We start from the raw sequence: 18,841 nt of genomic DNA, 5'->3' as shown, positions 1-18,841 counted from the left end.
TTTCAGTATGTTGAGTGAATATCTTCAGATTAATTTTTTCTTACACTGGCGGTGAAGAATTACCCCGTTTACAATCCCCCGCCGCTGGTCTGGGATTATTTCGGCATTTATTACCAGATTAGCTCATATTGGAAAAATCGGTATTTACGTTCGCGGTTGCGTTTAAAACCGTGAAACAAGAGGTTATGTGTGGAAAATTTCGATGTAGTGATCGTTGGCGCTGGTGCCGCTGGCCTGTTTTGTGCTGCTCAGGCAGGGCAACTTGGTTTGCGTGTGTTAGTGGTTGATAACGGCAAAAAAGCAGGACGCAAAATCCTGATGTCGGGTGGCGGTCGCTGCAACTTTACTAATATGTATGCCGAACCTGCGGCCTATTTGTCTCAGAATCCACACTTCTGCAAATCAGCGTTGGCGCGCTATACCCAATGGGATTTTATCGAGTTGGTGAGTCGCTACCAAATTGCTTACCACGAGAAAACATTGGGCCAGCTTTTTTGCGACGACTCCGCCGAGCAGATCGTGGACATGCTGCTAAAAGAGTGTGAGCTGGGGCAGGTGGTTATTCGTTTACGCAGCGAAATCTTAAACGTTGAGCGGATGGAGAACGGCGAGTTTTCTCTACAGCTAAACGGCGAGCAGGTTAACTGCCGATCGCTGGTGATTGCCAGCGGCGGCCTTTCTATGCCGGGCCTTGGCGCAACGCCATTCGGTTACAAAATTGCAGAGCAGTTTGGCCTTAAGGTATTGCCAACGCGTGCGGCGTTGGTGCCGTTTACGCTGCATAAACCGCTGTTAGATCATCTGCAAACGCTCTCGGGCGTGGCTGTTCCTTCGGTTGTGACCGCCGAATCTGGCACCAGCTTCCGTGAAAGCATTCTCTTTACCCACCGTGGTTTGTCTGGCCCTGCAATTCTCCAGCTTTCCAGCTATTGGCAGGCCGGTGAGAAAGTGACGATTAATCTGTTGCCGGATTGCGATCTGACTGCTTTTCTCGATACAGAACGTATTGAGCATCCGAATCAGAGTCTGAAAAATACGCTGGCAAAACAGCTGCCTAAACGTTTAGTTGAGTGCTTACAAACCTTAGGGCAAATCCCTGACGTCACGCTGAAACAGTTAAACGTTGCGCAGCAGATGCAGGTGGTGGAAACCCTACAAGCCTGGCAGGTGATCCCAAACGGCACTGAGGGATATCGTACCGCAGAGGTGACGCTAGGCGGCGTTGACACCAATGAGCTGTCGTCGAAAACCATGCAGGCGCACAAAGCTCCGGGGTTGTTCTTTATCGGCGAAGTGGTAGACGTAACCGGCTGGCTGGGGGGATATAACTTCCAATGGGCGTGGAGCTCTGCTTGGGCCTGTGCGCAGGCGCTAGCGGCACGATAAAACTGTTCTTCCGCCCCGTTCGGGGCGGATAGATTTGAGCATTACCCTTTCAGCCACGCCTGTCCTTCGGCTTTCATTTCTGTTTCTAGCACGCTGCCTTTGCTGGCAAATTCACGCGATAGTGGGAAACCGCTCTTTTCTAACAGATATGCCAATGGAGCGTAGGCAATTGGGAATTTTTCGGCCGTGGCTTTATCGATTTCAACGATGCCCTGTGGAAAGTTGAACGAGCCAAAATCATAGATAGACTGACGATGGGTGATTTTCCACACGCCGTTACGTTTTTCCACCCAGTCGTAAAAGCGGTTATGAACGCTGGCACCGAGTTTCAGTTGCGCATTTTCAATCACGATCATGGCGTTGGTTTCAGCGATGGCTTTGTCACCGTTAAACTGGATCATCGGTGAGCCGATAAGATGCTTAGTGACTAGCGCAGAATTCCCCATGCGCTGGGAGCCTTTCACGAACTCGGTAAATAGCCCTTCAAACCATGTTACCTCGATGGTCCCGTCTGGGTGAAACAGCTCTAGCATTTGGTCCCACTCGGCCAGATCCCTGTGCATCCAACCCGTCATTAAATCGGCAATGATTAAACGGTCTTCCCAAGAATTTGTCATGTGATGTCTCTAAATAGGATGAGCAGCATGTCGCTGATGTTGTGTTGTTGGCGCACAAATGGCACTAGAAATCAGTATAGGCTGCTGCCACTCAAATTAATTATGCGAGAAGTGCCGCAGAGATTATTCCACGCCGCTGGGGATACATTTGTTGTTTGCGAAGCAGGGTAAATAACGGCGTTTAGCGGTTAGCCACTTCATTCAATTCGCTCTACATTGCGCTCAAATTTTCATCGCAAAACGCTTGCCATGATATCAAAATTTGATATCGTTATCGCGTGAGCGACACGGATGAGGTGCAAGGATGTCGACTCATAAGCTCAGTGCCAGACACCAACGAACGCTATACGTCATTTTCACTAACCCGCCGATTCGAACGCTAGAGTGGCGGAAGATTGAAAACTTGTTAATCGCCCTCGGTGCCGTGGTTTCTGAAGGTCAAGGCTCGCGCGTTAAATTTGAAATTGGTGGTTTGTCAGTTGCTTTTCATCGGCCTCATCCTGGAAAGAATGCAAAGATTTATCAAATCATAGATGCCAGAGTCTTTCTTGAGGAGTTAGGAGTTATTCCATGAACACTATGCTCTATAAAGGCTATGCAGCACGTATTGAATACAGTGAAGAAGATAAATGTCTGGTAGGGCATTTGGCGGGGATCAGAGATATTATTGGCTTTCATGCCGACAACGTGGCTGATTTGCGTAAAGAGTTTGAGATTTCTGTGGATGACTATCTGGAATATTGCGCTTCACGAGGGCGTGAACCCCAGCGTCCCGCGAGTGGCAAAATTAGCCTGCGTGTACCGCCGGATGTGCATTCACAGATCAATGTGGCGGCAGAGGTTGCGGGTAAAAGTGTGAACCAGTGGATCACTGATACATTAATTAAAGCCTGTTCTTAATATACAAAAGCAAAAGCCGCGGCATGATGACCGCGGCTTTGAGGTTTAATCAGAATTTGAGATTAGAACCACTGTCCGAAACGACGAATATAGAAACGTTTCATCAGCTGAGTGACAACGCAATAGCTGAACAGCGTACCCACTAACCATGGGAAGTACTGCCATGGCAGCGGTTGTAAGCCTACCCACGTACCGAGCGGTGAGAACGGAATATAAATACCAAGCGCCATGATGATGCCCGTGGTGAGCATGACCGGCAGCGCTGCCGTGCTCTGAATGAACGGGATCTTCTGGGTACGCAGCATATGCACAACTAATGTTTGTGACAGCAAGCCTTCAATAAACCAGCCAGATTGGAACAGCGCCTGATGTTCAATGCTGTTGGCGGCAAAGACAAACCACATAATGGCGTAGGTCGTGATATCAAAAATGGATGACGTCGGCCCAATCCACAGCATGAAACGTCCAATGTTTTTGGCATCCCATTTACGCGGTTTGCGCAGGAACTCTTTGTCCATTTTGTCCCATGGCAGGGTCAGCTGTGAGATGTCATACATCAAGTTCTGCAGCAGCAGCTGAATGGCGAGCATCGGCAAGAACGGAATAAAGGCGCTTGCAACCAACACGGAGAACACGTTGCCAAAGTTAGAACTGGCGGTCATGTTCAGGTACTTGATGATGTTCCCGAAGGTTTCACGGCCGGTAATGACGCCTTCTTCCAGCACCATCAGATCTTTTTCCAACAGAATGATATCAGCGGACTCTTTGGCGATATCGGTGCCGGTATCTACGGAGATACCAACGTCAGCATCGCGCAGCGCTGGGGCATCATTGATACCATCGCCCAAGAAACCGACGGTATGATCGTTGCTTTGCAGCGCTTTCAGTACACGTGATTTTTGCAGCGGCGTTAGCTTAGCAAACACGGTGCGTTGCTCGGCCAGCAAGGCAAGGTGCTCGTCGCTCATGCCTTCAATCTCGCTACCCAGCAGAGGCTCGCCCGGTTCTAAACCCACATCACGGCAGATTTTGCTGGTGATAATTGGGTTATCGCCGGTCAATACTTTAACCATCACGCCGTTTTCACGCAGCGCGGTGATCGCCTCAGCCGCAGACTCTTTTGGTGGATCGAGGAACGTCAGCAATCCGCAGATCACCAAATCGCGCTCATCACTGTTGCTCAGCGGGAAAACACAGCCATCGATACCTAAATCACGGGTCCCCACCATCAGCACGCGGAAACCTTGCTCATTATAGTGAGTGGCTAATTTCAGCAGCTCGGCACGCGCGCTGTCGTCGAGTGGCAAAATGTTGCCGTCATCGCTGATATGCGTGGCAATGGCCAACATCTCTTCGACGGCGCCTTTGCAAATCAGCGTATGGCGACGTTGTTCATCACTCACCACAATCGACAGGCGACGGCGAATAAAGTCGAAAGGCAGTTCGTCGATTTTACTAAACCGAGCCATAGCCTCAACTTCAGGACGGGCACGCCCGAAGCGGATCACCGCTTTATCCATCAGGTTTTTCATGCCGCTCTGGTGGTAGCTGTTTAGCCACGCCAGCTGTAGCACTTCTTTGTTCTCGTGCCCATTGATGTCGATGTGATGCTCAAGAATGATGCGGTCTTGCGTTAGCGTACCGGTTTTATCCGTACACAGAACGTCCATGGCACCAAAGTTTTGGATGGCATTCAAACGCTTAACCACAACTTTACGACGGGACATGGTAATTGCCCCTTTCGCCAAGTTAGAGCTCACGATCATTGGCAACATTTCTGGGGTTAAACCCACGGCAACGGCCAAAGCAAACAGCGCGGCATCTGCCCAATCGCCTTTGGTGAAGCCGTTGATTAACAGAACAACGGGCACCATGACCAACATAAAGCGGATCAGCAGCCAACTTACGCTGTTAACACCACGGTCAAACGACGTTTGCGTGCGCGTGCCAACAATGGATTTAGCCAGAGAACCAAAATAGGTTTTGCCACCGGTTGCAACGACAACGGCTTTCGCGGTGCCGCTGGCCACGTTGGTTCCCATCAGACAAATGTTGGACAGCTCTAATAGCTCACTTTCGCTATTATTGCCGCTGCATGATTTTTGGCTAACGCTGGCGGTAACATCATATTTTTCAATTGGAATCGCCTCACCGGTCAGAACGGCTTGGCTGATAAACAGATCGCGCGATTCAATCAATTTAACGTCGGCTGGAACCATATCGCCTGCGGAAAGCAAAATAATATCGCCCGGCACCAGTTCTTGCAGAGGGATCTCTTTGCACTCGCTTTTGGCAGCAGGATGCGCTCGGCGCAGCACCGTCGCGGTGGTTCTCACCATTGATTTCAAAGCATCAGCGGCTTTGTTGGTACGAAATTCCTGCCAGAAACGCAGTAATCCGCTTAACGACACCATGATCAAAATAATGATGACGCCAATGAGATCGGTTTCTTCACCGCGTTGTAGCGGTAGCCAGTAGTCGGTGAAGAAACTGATCGCTGCCAGCACCATCAGAACAAAAATGAAGGGGTTGTTAAACGCGCTGATCAACTGCACCAAAGCTGGTGGCACTTTTTCATGAGCGACCTGATTTGGGCCTGTTTCCAGCAGGCGTTCGCGTGCGTCTTCTTCCTCAAGTCCGCTGAGGTTTGAAGAGAGATTAGAGAGGGTTGCATCCAAGCTGACCGCAGATTCTTCTGCAATCAGATAGGTCACTTTTTTCTTGTCTTTGCGGCTGCGTTTTTCAGCGGCCTGATCGATTATCTGGGTCATAACACAGTACTCATCACTGTTTTTTGCGTGCAGAAATCCGCCCCAAAATGAGGAGTTTTCTTTCGCTAAATTACTTAATTAGCCAATGGCTAAGAGTATGCGTTGCAGACTAGGGACGGAGTTCGCTCACGTCAGCCCGTGCAACGCGGATAACGTTGCTTCTGGGGTGCTCGTCCATATTGATTCCTTACGCCTCGCGGCGAGAGTGTTTGCTGTGTGTCCAAAGTGGACGTATATCGAAATACCGGCGTGAGAAAGCCTTCCTGCGCAGGTTGATTTGGTGCAATCAACAGCAACAAGAAAAGCTGACGCGAGAAAGTTGGCGACGTTAAACGTTACCGACAACTCACATCGATAGGTTTCTCCCCGGAGGGAATAGGGCGCGAGTATAAATTTGCATGATAACTGTCCGCATCAAATCCATCAGCCTATTGGCTGATAACGTCTTTTATGGGTACGCAACAGTTCTGAGATGAGAAATGATGCTGCCCGCCGAGTCTGGCAAGCAAAGCATCTGGGGAGACAGTCAGCTTGCCAGTGATATGTCACTGCTATGTAAGTTACTACTCTGACTTTCCAAGGAAGGATCTCCGCTGATTAACTGCGCAAACTATAAGTGTGGTTATTGGTTATGTAAAGGTTGATTTGATAAACCAATAGTCAACGTAAGTGATTTATTGCGTCTGGATGTAACTTGACTGCAAAAACACGATTTATCTTATTTTTGCAAAAATTGATCATGACGCGTCTATGTATTTTTGTAAAAAACCATGTTTTTAGATATGACCCCAAAAATGTACACCCTGAACAAAAATGGGGCGATTTTTCGCTGGCTAAAAAGTTAGGATTCATGATAAACATGCTAATTATATGTAAATCATGGTGTTTTTTTACCTTGCATTCACAAATGTTATCGATTTGACACCTGAAATAGATCTGACTTCCGAATGAAATAACATTTATTTAACACCTCATTCACCTTGTGGGTATAGGAATCTTCTGAGCAGTCTGTTAATCTTTTTCTTACTTTCTATCTGGTCATGTTTATAAGGATTAGCTAAATCGAATTAAAAAATAAATAACAAATCTCTTGGTTAATTACGCATATTCCTCTCGGATAAGAGGAACGCTTCCTGCTATGTGAACGCATAGAAAAGTGGTGTTAGCCGATATATAAGGTGAAGGATCATGAATACATTTTTGTTTGTTTTGAAATACACTTTTAATTCGACGTTTTTGTTTTCCTTAGATAACTAAAAACTTGCTTTAGGTTTCTACTCCAGAGTGATCGCGCTTCACTCTGCAGTAAACACCAAATAGCCCGTTTTTATTCTAGCGACTAAAAAAACAGGGATTTTTAAATTAATAAAATCGTTAAAACAAATAACGATAATCATCTGTATAAATTAAAGGATAGAACCTAATGAATAAATCTATTTTATCAATCGCATTAATGGCGGGCTGTTTTGTTTCTGCATCTGCAATGGCAATCAGTGCGAATACCATCACTTTCCAAGGTGAAGTTACCGCTCAGACTTGCTCTGTTTCTATTAACGGAAATGATGCGAGCCCAATTGTTTTACTGCCAACCGTAGCGGCTACTGATTTGGCGGCATCTGGTGACACTGCTGGCCAAACGATATTTACTCTTGGCGTAACAGGCTGCACCAAAAATGATGCGGCAGACACCAATATTAAAACCGTTTTCGTTGGTAATAACGTTACCAATAGCGGCAATTTAGGTAATACCGGTGGTGCTGGAAACGTCGAATTACAAATCCTGAAAAGCACGCAAGACACGACGGGTATTAATTTAACAAGCCCACAAAGCGTTGATGGTCTGGTACTGAAACAAGGTGATACCGAAGCGACGCATGACTTCGCTGTTCAGTATTACGCAACTGCAGCAGCAACAGCGGGCACCGTAGCGGGCTCATTACAGTACGCAATTTCTTACCAGTAAGCCATACAGACCGGGATGCCGGTCTGTAAATTATTTAGGAATAATAATATGTTATCTGTCAGGGGTGTTTTTACTGGATGTGTTTTGGCGCTTTGCCTAGTTGCTTCGGCGCAGGCAAGCGTGGTGATGACAGGAAACCGTGTGGTTTACCCTGCACAAAACAAAGAGGTAAATATCCAACTGACTAATCACGATGATTTTCCTAATGTGATTCAGGTATGGATGGACAGCGGTAATGAAGACTCAACGCCTGAAACAGGCCAAGCGCCATTCATTATTACACCGCCATTTTTTAAAATGGCGGCTAAAGCAGGCCAAACCGTACGGCTAATGTTTACTGGGGCACAATTACCTCAGGATCGCGAGTCCGTCTATTACCTTAATTTTTTACAAATTCCACCAAGAGAAGCAAAAAGCAGCAGTAATCAAATGTTGATAATGCTGCGTAACAGAGTGAAGGTTTTTTATCGCCCGGCTGGAATCACGACATCACCTGCAGAGATTGCTCAAAACGTAAAACCAAAAATAGTTCAGCGGGGAAACTCTTACTCGCTGGAATTAGAAAATATGAGTGGCTATTACCTGTCTATTTCAGGGGCCAGCATTTTGTCAGAAAATAAAGTGACTCAACTCGGCAATAAAATGATCGCCCCGTTTAGTAGTGAAGCATGGCCGGTGCCAAGCAGAACAAAAAATCCTGAGTTAACGATTAATTATATTAACGATCAGGGAGCGAAAATAACGCACCGTTACCAACTATAATGGATTCCTCATTCATCTCATGGAATGAGAGGGTATTTAGATGAATAATCGTAAATTAGCTTCGTGGATTACCTGTGCATTATTCCCGATGAGCGTTTATTCGTGGGCGACAGATAATAGCCAATATACCTTTGATGAGTCATTGTTTTTAGGTGGTGGATTTGCTAAGGGACTAAAGCGTTTTAATACGGATAATAATACCGCTGCGGGAAAATATTCAGTCGATATTTATCTGAATGGCCGTTTTATGCAGCGAGACAGCGTTGACTTTGTTAACAACTCCGCTCAAGAAAAGAGCGAACCTTGCCTTAGCCGTGATTTTTATTTGGAATCAGGTGTTAACGAAAGTTCGCTGCCGCCCGTCGATAAAGCAGCCGATCCACAACAAAAAGCGGTATGTCAGGCGCCTGAACAGCTGCTAAAGGGAGCCAGTTGGGCCTTTGACCAGCCTCGGCTGCGTTTGGATCTCTATATTCCTCAGGCTTTGTTAACGCGCTCACCGCGTGACGCCGTTCCCGTGGAAAGTTGGGATGCTGGCGAATCGTTGATGTTCCTCAACTACAGCACTAACTATTATCAAAGTCACTATCGCTCGGGCTCTGGTGGAACCAGTCAGTATGGTTTTCTTGGCTTGAAGTCGGGTATCAACCTAGGTTTATGGCAGCTACGCCAGCAATCATCGGCAACGTATAGCCAGTCGCCGAGCCAATCCCATTATCAGTGGCAATCGCTGCAAACTTACCTGCAAAGGCCAATTGCGGCATTGAACAGCAACTTGATGATTGGCCAAAGCTATAGCGGTGGCTCGTTGTTTGGCAGCATGGCGTTTAACGGCGTCAAGCTGGAAACCGACCAGCGTATGTGGCCACAGTCGCGTCGTGGCTATGCGCCTGAGATCCGAGGAACAGCGCAGACCAACGCGCGCGTAGTGGTGAGCCAAAATGGCCGTACTATCTACGAAACCAACGTCCCTCAGGGGCCTTTTGTTATTGATGATTTGAGCAGCACCCACTATGAAGGTGACTTGAAGGTTGAAGTCATCGAAGCAAATGGGCGTAGCTCAACGTTTACCGTGCCATTTTCTGCGGTACCTGATTCGATGCGTCCTGGCGTTGGTCGTTATAACGCTCTCATTGGGAAAGCACGTGATTACGGCGGTACGCAGAACCTGTTCGGTGATTTCACCTATGAGCGCGGGGTTTCCAATAGCCTTACCGGCAACCTCGGCTTGCGTGTTGCAGATGACTATCAGGCTATTTTGGCCGGTGGCGTATGGAGTCATTGGTTAGGCGCATTTGGTGTGAACACCACATGGTCGCATGCCAAAATTGATGATGAACAAAGTCAGTCAGGGTGGCGAGTGCAGGCCTCATATAGCCGAACATTTGATTACACCGGTACTAACGTTGCGCTGGCGGGTTATCGCTATTCCACGGAAGGCTATCGCGAGCTGAGTGATGTATTAGGCGAGCGAGCAAGTAAAAAACATGGCTCAAACAATGTGTTTAAGTCGGATACCTTGAATCAGCGTAATCAGTTTACCGCGATGATCAACCAGACGCTGGGTGATTACGGCAGCTTGTACTTGTCGGGATCGGTGATGGATTACTACGATAATCAATCGCGTAATACGCAGCTTCAACTGGGTTATTCCAACAGTTGGAAAAGCATTAGCTACAACTTGGCGATCAGCCGTCAGCAGTCGGTATACCGTAACCAGATGGATATTGGTGGTGATGATGATTCTGAGCGCAGGTATTCCTCTTCCTACGTGGGCAATACTGAGAACCTGATTACATTAACGTTCTCAATCCCGCTTTCGTTTGGCGGACGTGAAAACTACGTTTCGACGTCGCTCAGTCATGCTGATAGCTCCGGTAACTCAGCGCAAACATCCCTTTCTGGCATGTTAGATGAACAAGGAACGCTGAATTATTCGGTATATGCCGGATATCAGCAAAACCGCGAAAACCAAGCGGGTAGCACTAATAACTGGGGCGCGAATCTGCAAAAGAACTCTGCGTTCGGTACGCTTAACGGTAGTTATTCCGCCTCGAGCGAATATACCCAATGGGGTGTCGGGGGGCGCGGCGCGGCGGTGATCCATCGCGGTGGCGTTACGGTTGGGCCTTATCTGAGCGAGACGTTTGGTTTGGTTGAAGCCAAAGGCGCTAAAGGCGCATTGGTGAAAAACGGGCAGGGCGCGCGAATAGACGGCAATGGCTACGCCATTATTCCATCGCTGACGCCTTATCGTTACAACACGATCAGCCTTGATCCTAAAGGGATCAACAAGCATACCGAACTTAAGAGCACGCAAAGCCGCGTGATCCCGTATGCGGGTGCTGCCGTGAAGGCGTCTTTTGATACCTTGAGTGGTTATGGCGTGTTAATCAAAGCCAAAATCAATGGCACCGATGCTTTGCCAATGGGCGCCAACGTGGTGGATGACCAAAATCATGTAGTAGGGATGTCTGGCCAAGCGAGCCTGATTTATGCTCGCGTGCGTGAGCGTCAAGGTACGTTAACCGTGCGTTGGGGTGAGAGTGCAGAAGAGATGTGTCGCGTGAGCTACGTCTTACCAGAGTCGTCTGAAGAGCAGGAGTTGGTTTCTGTTTCTGGGCAATGTGTTCATTAAGGGGAAGGGAGTGTTCAGGATGAAAGCCAATACTAGCGCAATATCAACGCTTTTCCTGCTGATGATATGTTCATCTGCGTTCGCAAATTGCACAAAAATTACGGCCCAATCGCAGCTGAGCAGCGCCAGTGATGGGGTCGCGAGTTCATGGCCTGGTAGTTTAGATAACAACAATGGCTCTTTAGGGTTGCCTAGCGTGGTGGATATCAGCACCAGCAATGACTTCCAGCCCGATGGCACGCTGCTAGCCTCTAGCGTCGCACCGTTTACCTCCTACGCGATTAACTCAGGCTATGAGAGCGAGCGAGTGTTATTTCGCTGCGATGCGGCAGATGCGAGCCAAATATTTGAGATGTATGCCACTAACGGTGATGCGGCTTATGCCGGTCTATATGATGACGGCAGCATTACCGGTGTAGCACCGAAGGCTTATGCCACCTATGTACGCAACGTCGCGATTCGGTTTACCAATATGGAAACCGGCCAATTCTACGACAAAATATGGAAATCACGCCTGCTTACCGGACTTGATACCGATAGCCAAGGACGTTTGCTGATTAAAGCGAAAAATTTTAGCGCGGTACAAACTGAGGTTTTTCGTCTGAACTATGCCCGTGCTGGCACTAATAACTCAGCTAGTTATTTATATGCCTATACCCAGCCTAATGCGTATATCGCATTTCGTGGTCCTGGGATTACCGGCCCCGCTGATGGCGCGGATTCACAAACTAGCTTCCCCGGTTGGTATGGTACTTGGCCTGCATCTATTGGGTTGTATAAATACGTGACGTTCCGCCGTGGGGCGACCTGTAAGGTCAGTAATTTCACACCGGTGGTGACATTGCCCGCGATCAATATCAGTGCGCTACAGACAGGTGAAGTGAGCCAGTCGCCGTTTACGCTAGATTTCCAATGCCAGTCTGCCGCGACTTCAGGTTTGAAAACCGGCCAGATAGCGCTGGGATTTTTAGCTCCGCCTGCCAGCGTTGCCGCGGCAACTCAGTATGGGCTGATAACGTCAGGTGCAGCGAACTATTTACTGGACGAACAATATGGTACGCCGGGTCATGCCCGTGGTGTGGGGGTGAAGATCTACCGTAATAACCAACCGATGCAGTTTTTAACCACCGATACCACTAAAACAACTGGCTGGTCACCGATTCTTGGCGGTGATCAAACCAAAGTGGATTCAAATACGGCTCAGGGAATTGATAGCTACACCGAAACCTTTATGGCGCAGCTAGAGAAATTTGGCTCGGATGAACTCACCGCAGGGAGCTATCAGGCGCATGCACAGATTCTTATCCGCATTCAGTAGTATTGGCTGCATCATTTTTGCTCTGCTCGGCGTAGCCAATGTGCAGGCAGCGGTGAACGCCGAGGCGACTCGCGTGGTGTTTAACGATGGCGAAACAGAAGCGTCGCTACAGCTGGTGAATAAAAACACTTATCCCGTGGTGGTTCAGGCTTGGTCTGACGATGGAGATCCACAGGCAACGCCGGATAAAAGCGCTTCCCCTGTGTTGGTATTGCCCGCTGTATTTAAGCTGCAACCCGAAGAGATGACGAATTTACGCTTAATGGTGATGGACAATCCGCTTCCCAAGGATCGTGAATCGATGTTTTGGCTGAATATTTATGAGATCCCTCCACGTTTGGCAGGAGACTCTGTGCAGAAAATTACGATTGCACTACGTACTCAAATGAAGCTCTTTTTACGCCCAAAAGGACTGGGTAAGCCAGAAAAGTCGATTGGTCAAAAGATCACATTTATGCGGCAAAACGAGAGCCTAACAATTGAAAATCCAACCGAGTTTTACTTAAGTCTTATTGGTGTGACAATAAATAATATTCCTTTAGATATAGGAACGTTACCGCCCAAAAGCCATCATCAAATTACGTTGCCTTCGGGCTTAGAAAATACGAGCAAGAAGATATCCTTCTCGCTAATAAACGATGAAGGGAATTACTGGGATTACAACCAGATAATCAACTAATCATTTAAGTGACCATTTTTCATCGGTGCTATTTTAGATGTGATTAGCTTTAAATATATATGGTTGTAACCGCTCTACATTAATACTGAATTTGTAGGGTCAATATCTAAACAATACAGCACAAAGGCAAAATATAATCCCATGTATTCTTCCGCTAATGTAATGAAAGAGTCATGCAATGTCAGCGTCATATTCTCATGAGGCGTCATAAGATTTTTCTTGGCTGCGGCATCAACAATCCTGCGTAAGTGAGTACGTGAAACGGAAGTTTCTTTGGCAATTTGACTATAGGATATATTGGCAGTGACGCCATGATTTTCCTTTTGTTTTAACGATTCGATGTAAAGACGTATAAAGATCATATGTCCTGCATCTTTTAATAAAAAAACCTGAGAGTCAGGAAGTATATTGCTCACAATAACATCATTGAACATCAGGTCAGCACAGCGGATGAAGAAATTTTTTAATCCCTCATAATTTTCAAGGTGATCTTTTTTTAATCGATAATCCGGTAGGAGATCGGGAAAAATAGCGAGAGAATTTGCTAAATAACGACGAGTCTCATCCAAACCTTTTTCTGTAGGATTGAACAATAGAATTCGTTTGTCTTTTTCGCTTTTTCTTACATTAAGCCTTCCACCGACACGCAAGAAAAACATTAATGATTCCAAGCTGTTATGGCTTCCTAGTCCATGATTTACACAGTAGCTTTTAACATCGGATAATGTGGGGTCTTTACGCGTAAAATAAAAACATAATATCGTTATAGCGATATTGAAACGCGTATCTTTAAACATCGTTTTATAGAATAAAGGATGAGTGTTACACATTGATAACATCAAATCATAATGACGTCCGATGGACTGTCTAAAATTAGGCAGCGTTTGTATAACTGAACTATAAAGAAATAGTTCTTTTGCTAAATTGTTTTTGTGCATATTTCTCTTTTTTATATTGATGGCAATTACCACGATTGAGGTATTTGCACTGTGTGTAAAAATTTAGGTTAGTGTCCCAGATTCATTATATCTAGATTAAGCGCAATGTCATGATGTCAATGCTATTTGTTAATTGTATAACCTATTATTTGATTGAGTAAAATACAGTCATAAAATAACTTTTTCAGCATGCAAAACATCATTTTAGTAGGTAATAATTCTGGTTTTTTGTAAAGTAATGGTTTTTTGTTTTGCAAAAAGCGGTGAAATTATATACAAAACATACCAGAAATGTTCATGTATTGATAACAACTTAGAGTGTTATAGTTTTCTTTAAGGTTTGTGAATAATTATTTTCACTGCCTTAGGAATTTATACATTGCATTGCAAATTTGCAGGATAATTTGAAGATTTTTCCTCATATAATTATCATTAGGGATAAAATGTTAAGAATTGCATTAGTTGAAACCTCTCATGTTGATGCGATGGGAATATATAGTTGCATGGATGGCATGGATATCAAATGTCAGCCCTTCAATCTATGTTCTCAGTTTGTTCTTGAGCACACGCTAAAACCATTTGATGCATTAATTATCGAAATTGTTCCTTTTGAATATGGCTTATCAGGCGCATTAGATACGTTGCATTTTCTGAAGGCGGCTTTTCCTAAACTTCCAGTGATCGTCTTAACGCGCTCTGAAGATCCTTATGTTTTGTCGAGAGTCATCTCACATAACACTTATACATTACTGTCTAAGCAGGAACCAATTTCGTCGCTGCGTGAGGCGATTTTGGCTCGTTTATTATCGGGCGTGATTGATCACAGCGATGCCATTAGAGGCTTCCTTGAAAAGCGAGGAAAACAAGCCGATGTTAAGATAACGCGTAGCGAAGAAAGGGTGATGAGTTGTTTGCAGCAGGGACAAACGCTCGGAGAAATTGCGCGTAAATTGAAGGTGAGTGAGAAAACGATTAGTGGCCATAAACGTAGCGCAATGCGCAAGCTTGGGCTAACCAATCACGCCAATTTCTGTCGTTATCTGGTCAGCCACAAGGAAGGATTGCTACAGGAGCACGCGTAGTCTCGCCATATGGAATGCATCAACGTAATCACCATCACGATATGCGTAGCTACGGCTGGTGCCTTCTATTTCAAAACCAAATTTTTTATACAGCGCAACGGCACCGACGTTGTCGGTAAACACCGTAAGCTCAATTCTTTTTAAATCCAGCCATTTATCGGCAAGCTCTAGCATCGCTGTCATCAGTTTGCTTCCCACGCCGCGCCCTTGAAAATCATGTCTAACGCTGATGCCAAACGTTCCGCTGTGGCGCATACGTGGCCGCTGGTAGGCGTCTAAACTCACACACCCCACGATGTCATTTTCATGCACCGCCACAAGATGATAGGTGCCAGCCGGCGTTTGATTCAGGCGTTTTTCCCAAACTTCTGTCGTGGCATACGGAAGCTGTAGCGTTTGGGCGTAGACCTGCGGATAAGTATGTAATTTGTGCAATTCTTCGACATCTTTTGGCGTTGCTGCGCGAATTATAATCTCGGCCATTTGTTTTTCCTGTCAACGAGTTAGCAAATAACCCATTCAATATAAAGGATAAAAACTATTTTAGTAGGGTTATTAATAGATAAAAAAACGCTTTACAAGTGATATTGATAATGATTATCATTGCCGTGCGTTCTAGGGAAGACAACCTTAGAGAAACGTCAGTCAAGTAGCTCATATTTGACTCACGCTATCCAAGGAGTCCTTTCGAGAAGGCACGACATTGCTCACATTGCTTCCAGTGTTTTTTTAGCCAGCTCGGGTGCTGGCTTTTTTTTTGCCTAAATTCGGCTGTGCTTCGAGTATCGCCTATGATTTTTGGGGATAAAAGCACGGTCGCTACTCCTCGATCAGTTACACTATTTACCATGTAAAACCTGCCATGTGAATGAAGGATATTTTCCATGGGTGTCAGCCAGATCGATTTAATTCTCTCCCTACTTCAACAGATGTGCGTGTATCTGGTTATCGCCTATTTGTTGAGTAAAACCCCGCTGTTTATCCCGCTGATGCAGGTCACTATTCGTTTGCCGCATAAGCTGGTGTGTTATCTCACCTTTTCGATGTTTTGCATCATGGGTACCTATTTTGGCCTGCACATCGATGATTCTATCGCCAATACCCGTGCCATAGGTGCCGTTTTAGGTGGGGTTCTTGGTGGGCCATCGGTGGGCTTTCTGGTGGGATTGACCGGCGGCTTACATCGATATTCGATGGGTGGTATGACGGCAATGGCCTGTATGATTTCCACGGTGGTGGAAGGCTTGGTCGGTGGGTTATTGCATCGCTATATGCTGAAAAATAATCGGTTAGATCTGCTGTTCCAGCCGTTGGTGATTGCTGCAATTACATTTTTGGCTGAGTGTTTCCAAATGCTGATCATTTTGATCGTGGCGCGCCCGTTCTGGGAGGCCGAAGAGCTGGTGGAAAATATTGCTTTGCCGATGATGATCACCAACACCGTCGGTGCGGCCATGTTTATGCAGATCTTGCTCGATCGGCGGGCGATCTTTGAAAAGTACACTTCGGCGTTCTCCTCAAAAGCCCTGCAAATTGCGGCTCGAGCTGAAGGTGTTATGCGGCAAGGTTTTAACCCACAAAACAGCATGAAAGTTGCCAAAGTGCTGTATGAAGAATTAGGGGTCGGCGCAGTGGCGATCACCGATCGTGAAAAGCTGTTGGCATTTATAGGCATTGGCGACGATCACCATTTAGTGGGGTCGCCCATTACCTCTCATCACACGCATCGCGCCATTGAGCTTGATCAGGTGGTCTATGCCGATGGCAACGAAGTGGCCTATCAGTGCTCGGTCACGCCGAACTGTAAGCTTGGCTCAACGCTGGTGATCCCGCTGCGCGGTGAAGATAACCGCGTGGTAGGCAGCATCAAACTGTATGAGCCGAAGAATAAGTTGTTCTCAAGCATTAACCGTACATTGGGTGAGGGTATTGCTCACTTACTTTCGGCGCAGATATTGGCGGGTAAATATGAGCAGCAGAAACAATTGCTGGCTCAGTCTGAGATCAAGTTGCTGCATGCGCAGGTGAATCCCCATTTTCTATTTAACGCGCTGAATACCTTATCGGCGGTGATCCGGCGTGATCCCGACCATGCCCGTAAGTTGGTGCTTTCGCTGTCGACGTTTTTCCGCAAAAATCTAAAACGCAGCAGCGACGAAGTGACGCTGGGTGATGAAATTGAACATGTAAAAGCTTATTTGGAAATTGAGAAAGCGCGTTTCTCCGATCATCTGATGATTGATTTTGATATTGACGAGTCCTTACTGCACATACGCTTACCCGCGTTTTCGTTGCAGCCGATTGTGGAGAATGCGATTAAGCATGGCACGTCGCAGCTGTTTGGCGTTGGCGAGGTTCGTTTGCATAGCTGGAGGGAGGGCGACGACATTCTGATTAGCGTTGAAGATAATGCGGGTCTCTATCAGTCCAAACCACGCGGTGATGGCTTAGGCATGAACTTGGTTGATAGAAGGATTAAAGCTCGCTATGGCGATAGGTTTGGTGTGAGCGTGGAAAGCGAGGCTGATAAATTTACCCGTATTGTGATTCGGGTGCCGAAGGTGGTGGTCGAGGCGTGATAGTGACGGAATGGGAACCCTCTCCAACGAAGGAGAGGGCTAATCATTTACAGCACAAACTTCAGCATGCGACGCAGAGGTTCCGCAGCGCCCCACAGCAGCTGATCGCCCACGGTAAATGCAGAAAGGTACTGTGGTCCCATATTCAGCTTACGTAGGCGACCGACCGGCGTTGATAGCGTACCGGTGACGGCGGCAGGCGTTAGCTCGCGCATGCTAAGTTCGCGGTCATTCGGAACCACTTTGACCCAGTCGTTGTGGCTGGCCAGCATTTGCTCGATTTCAGGCAGGGAGACATCTTGTTTGAGCTTGATGGTGAAAGCTTGGCTATGGCAACGCAGAGCACCAACGCGCACGCACAAACCATCGACGGGAATGATCTCTTTGGTGGCTAAAATCTTGTTGGTTTCAGCCTGACCTTTCCACTCTTCTTTGCTCTGGCCATTATCCAGCGCTTTGTCGATCCAAGGAATTAGGCTACCCGCTAGCGGTACGCCGAAATTATCCGTTGGTAGTGTGCCGCTACGGCTTAGTTCGGTGACTTTACGTTCGATATCTAAAATGGCGGATGCTGGGTTTTGTAGCTCTTTGGCAACGCTGTTATGCAGCATACCCATTTGGCTGAGCAGCTCACGCATATGGCGCGCACCGCCGCCGGAGGCTGCTTGATAAGTCGCCACGGATACCCAATCGACCAAATTATTGGCAAATAGGCCGCCCAGAGACATCAACATCAGGCTTACGGTGCAGTTACCGCCCGCGAAGGTTTTAATACCTTTGTTGAGCGCATCATGAATCACATCGTGGTTAACCGGATCGAGGATAATGACTGAGTCTTCATTCATGCGCAGCGAAGACGCGGCATCAATCCAGTAACCTTGCCAGCCGCTGGCGCGCAGCTTAGGGTAAATCTCGTTGGTGTAATCGCCGCCCTGGCAGGTGATGATAATGTCCAACGCCTTCAACGCGTCGATATCATACGCATCTTGCAAGGTACCTTGCTGACCAGTAAAGGTTGGCGCAGGTTCACCGTGCTGAGATGTTGAGAAAAAAACCGGGCGAATGGCGTCAAAATCGCGTTCTTCAATCATGCGTTGCATGAGCACAGAGCCGACCATCCCGCGCCAACCGATAAAACCAACGTTTTTCATATGTAGTCCTGCCTTGGAGTTTTTATATTAAGAAATTAAAGCCGCCTGTCTGTGCGG

At 46.9% G+C, this 18,841-nt stretch carries 15 protein-coding genes; 10 read left to right on the top strand and 5 right to left on the bottom strand.

The window, feature by feature from the left end:
• Positions 1–189 precede the first annotated feature (189 nt).
• Entirely contained in the window at positions 190–1,386 is a 1,197-nt protein-coding gene (locus tag CPY98_RS19665; RefSeq protein ID WP_096388642.1) for an NAD(P)/FAD-dependent oxidoreductase, read from the top strand.
• Between the two features lie 41 nt (positions 1,387–1,427).
• Here CPY98_RS19665 and CPY98_RS19660 read toward each other — a convergent pair whose 3' ends face one another.
• Positions 1,428–2,003, bottom strand: coding sequence for a nuclear transport factor 2 family protein (locus CPY98_RS19660; RefSeq protein WP_043489605.1), 576 nt, complete (start codon positions 2,001–2,003; stop codon positions 1,428–1,430).
• Between the two features lie 304 nt (positions 2,004–2,307).
• On the opposite strand from CPY98_RS19660, the gene CPY98_RS19655 reads away from it, so the two are divergent.
• On the top strand, positions 2,308–2,577 hold the full coding sequence (locus CPY98_RS19655) for a type II toxin-antitoxin system HicA family toxin (protein WP_043489604.1): 270 nt from the start codon (positions 2,308–2,310) through the stop codon (positions 2,575–2,577).
• A complete protein-coding gene (locus tag CPY98_RS19650; protein WP_025799466.1) occupies positions 2,574–2,903 on the top strand; it encodes a type II toxin-antitoxin system HicB family antitoxin in 330 nt (109 codons plus the stop codon). The genes CPY98_RS19655 and CPY98_RS19650 overlap by 4 nt, the downstream gene beginning before the upstream one ends.
• A gap of 62 nt (positions 2,904–2,965) precedes the next feature.
• On the opposite strand, the gene mgtA is transcribed toward CPY98_RS19650, so the two are convergent.
• Positions 2,966–5,674, bottom strand: coding sequence for a magnesium-translocating P-type ATPase (gene mgtA / locus CPY98_RS19645; protein WP_025799464.1), 2,709 nt, complete (start codon positions 5,672–5,674; stop codon positions 2,966–2,968).
• Positions 5,675–7,097: 1,423 nt separating this feature from the next.
• Here mgtA and CPY98_RS19640 point away from each other — a divergent pair.
• From CPY98_RS19640 to CPY98_RS19620, 5 genes are read left to right on the top strand one after another with little or no spacing between them, the layout of a single operon-like run.
• Positions 7,098–7,637, top strand: a complete 540-nt coding sequence (locus CPY98_RS19640) for a fimbrial protein (protein WP_043489601.1) — start codon at positions 7,098–7,100, stop codon at positions 7,635–7,637.
• 48 nt (positions 7,638–7,685) lie between these two features.
• Positions 7,686–8,399 carry a molecular chaperone gene (locus CPY98_RS19635; RefSeq protein WP_043489598.1) on the top strand — a complete coding sequence of 238 codons (714 nt, stop codon included), beginning with the start codon at positions 7,686–7,688 and terminating at the stop codon, positions 8,397–8,399.
• A 40-nt stretch (positions 8,400–8,439) separates the two neighbouring features.
• The gene (locus CPY98_RS19630) at positions 8,440–11,037 is read left to right on the top strand and encodes a fimbria/pilus outer membrane usher protein (protein ID WP_043489595.1); all 2,598 of its coding nucleotides are present in this window, start codon (positions 8,440–8,442) and stop codon (positions 11,035–11,037) included.
• Positions 11,038–11,056: 19 nt separating this feature from the next.
• Positions 11,057–12,355, top strand: a complete 1,299-nt coding sequence (locus CPY98_RS19625; protein ID WP_096388641.1) for a fimbrial protein — start codon at positions 11,057–11,059, stop codon at positions 12,353–12,355.
• The gene (locus tag CPY98_RS19620) at positions 12,327–13,034 is read left to right on the top strand and encodes a molecular chaperone (protein ID WP_096388640.1); all 708 of its coding nucleotides are present in this window, start codon (positions 12,327–12,329) and stop codon (positions 13,032–13,034) included. The genes CPY98_RS19625 and CPY98_RS19620 overlap by 29 nt, the downstream gene beginning before the upstream one ends.
• Positions 13,035–13,108: 74 nt before the next feature.
• Here the strand turns inward: CPY98_RS19620 and CPY98_RS19615 are convergent, their stop codons facing one another.
• The gene (locus CPY98_RS19615) at positions 13,109–13,972 is read right to left on the bottom strand and encodes a hypothetical protein (RefSeq protein WP_025799451.1); all 864 of its coding nucleotides are present in this window, start codon (positions 13,970–13,972) and stop codon (positions 13,109–13,111) included.
• Positions 13,973–14,376: 404 nt separating this feature from the next.
• Here CPY98_RS19615 and CPY98_RS19610 point away from each other — a divergent pair, with 404 nt between their 5' ends.
• Positions 14,377–15,054, top strand: a complete 678-nt coding sequence (locus CPY98_RS19610) for a LuxR C-terminal-related transcriptional regulator (protein ID WP_227658344.1) — start codon at positions 14,377–14,379, stop codon at positions 15,052–15,054.
• Here CPY98_RS19610 and CPY98_RS19605 read toward each other — a convergent pair.
• Positions 15,037–15,537, bottom strand: coding sequence for a GNAT family N-acetyltransferase (locus tag CPY98_RS19605; RefSeq protein ID WP_046360058.1), 501 nt, complete (start codon positions 15,535–15,537; stop codon positions 15,037–15,039). The two genes, CPY98_RS19610 and CPY98_RS19605, sit on opposite strands and share 18 nt — an antisense overlap.
• A 401-nt stretch (positions 15,538–15,938) precedes the next feature.
• On the opposite strand from CPY98_RS19605, the gene CPY98_RS19600 reads away from it, so the two are divergent.
• Positions 15,939–17,633 (top strand): sensor histidine kinase, encoded by a 1,695-nt coding sequence (locus CPY98_RS19600; RefSeq protein ID WP_043489585.1) that lies wholly within the window; start codon positions 15,939–15,941, stop codon positions 17,631–17,633.
• 47 nt (positions 17,634–17,680) lie between these two features.
• Here CPY98_RS19600 and asd read toward each other — a convergent pair whose 3' ends face one another.
• The gene (gene asd / locus CPY98_RS19595) at positions 17,681–18,784 is read right to left on the bottom strand and encodes an aspartate-semialdehyde dehydrogenase (RefSeq protein WP_025799443.1); all 1,104 of its coding nucleotides are present in this window, start codon (positions 18,782–18,784) and stop codon (positions 17,681–17,683) included.
• Positions 18,785–18,841: the final 57 nt, after the last annotated feature.

Origin of the sequence: Hafnia sp. CBA7124 (assembly GCF_002355555.1) — a bacterium.
Lineage (GTDB): Bacteria > Pseudomonadota > Gammaproteobacteria > Enterobacterales > Enterobacteriaceae > Hafnia > Hafnia alvei.
The sequence above is the reverse complement of the archived record's forward strand: the minus strand, read 5'-3'. Positions and strand labels throughout refer to the sequence as shown.

What these genes read in the sequence shown, in the direction of transcription:
- CPY98_RS19620 (WP_096388640.1), top strand. Translation starts at nt 12,327, where the DNA reads ATGCACAGATTCTTATCCGCATTCAGTAGTATTGGCTGCATCATTTTT.
- CPY98_RS19640 (WP_043489601.1), top strand. Translation starts at nt 7,098, where the DNA reads ATGAATAAATCTATTTTATCAATCGCATTAATGGCGGGCTGTTTTGTT.
- CPY98_RS19625 (WP_096388641.1), top strand. Translation starts at nt 11,057, where the DNA reads ATGAAAGCCAATACTAGCGCAATATCAACGCTTTTCCTGCTGATGATA.
- CPY98_RS19605 (WP_046360058.1), bottom strand. Translation starts at nt 15,537, where the DNA reads ATGGCCGAGATTATAATTCGCGCAGCAACGCCAAAAGATGTCGAAGAA.
- CPY98_RS19600 (WP_043489585.1), top strand. Translation starts at nt 15,939, where the DNA reads ATGGGTGTCAGCCAGATCGATTTAATTCTCTCCCTACTTCAACAGATG.
- CPY98_RS19655 (WP_043489604.1), top strand. Translation starts at nt 2,308, where the DNA reads ATGTCGACTCATAAGCTCAGTGCCAGACACCAACGAACGCTATACGTC.
- CPY98_RS19650 (WP_025799466.1), top strand. Translation starts at nt 2,574, where the DNA reads ATGAACACTATGCTCTATAAAGGCTATGCAGCACGTATTGAATACAGT.
- CPY98_RS19635 (WP_043489598.1), top strand. Translation starts at nt 7,686, where the DNA reads ATGTTATCTGTCAGGGGTGTTTTTACTGGATGTGTTTTGGCGCTTTGC.
- mgtA (WP_025799464.1), bottom strand. Translation starts at nt 5,674, where the DNA reads ATGACCCAGATAATCGATCAGGCCGCTGAAAAACGCAGCCGCAAAGAC.
- CPY98_RS19615 (WP_025799451.1), bottom strand. Translation starts at nt 13,972, where the DNA reads ATGCACAAAAACAATTTAGCAAAAGAACTATTTCTTTATAGTTCAGTT.
- CPY98_RS19630 (WP_043489595.1), top strand. Translation starts at nt 8,440, where the DNA reads ATGAATAATCGTAAATTAGCTTCGTGGATTACCTGTGCATTATTCCCG.
- CPY98_RS19660 (WP_043489605.1), bottom strand. Translation starts at nt 2,003, where the DNA reads ATGACAAATTCTTGGGAAGACCGTTTAATCATTGCCGATTTAATGACG.
- asd (WP_025799443.1), bottom strand. Translation starts at nt 18,784, where the DNA reads ATGAAAAACGTTGGTTTTATCGGTTGGCGCGGGATGGTCGGCTCTGTG.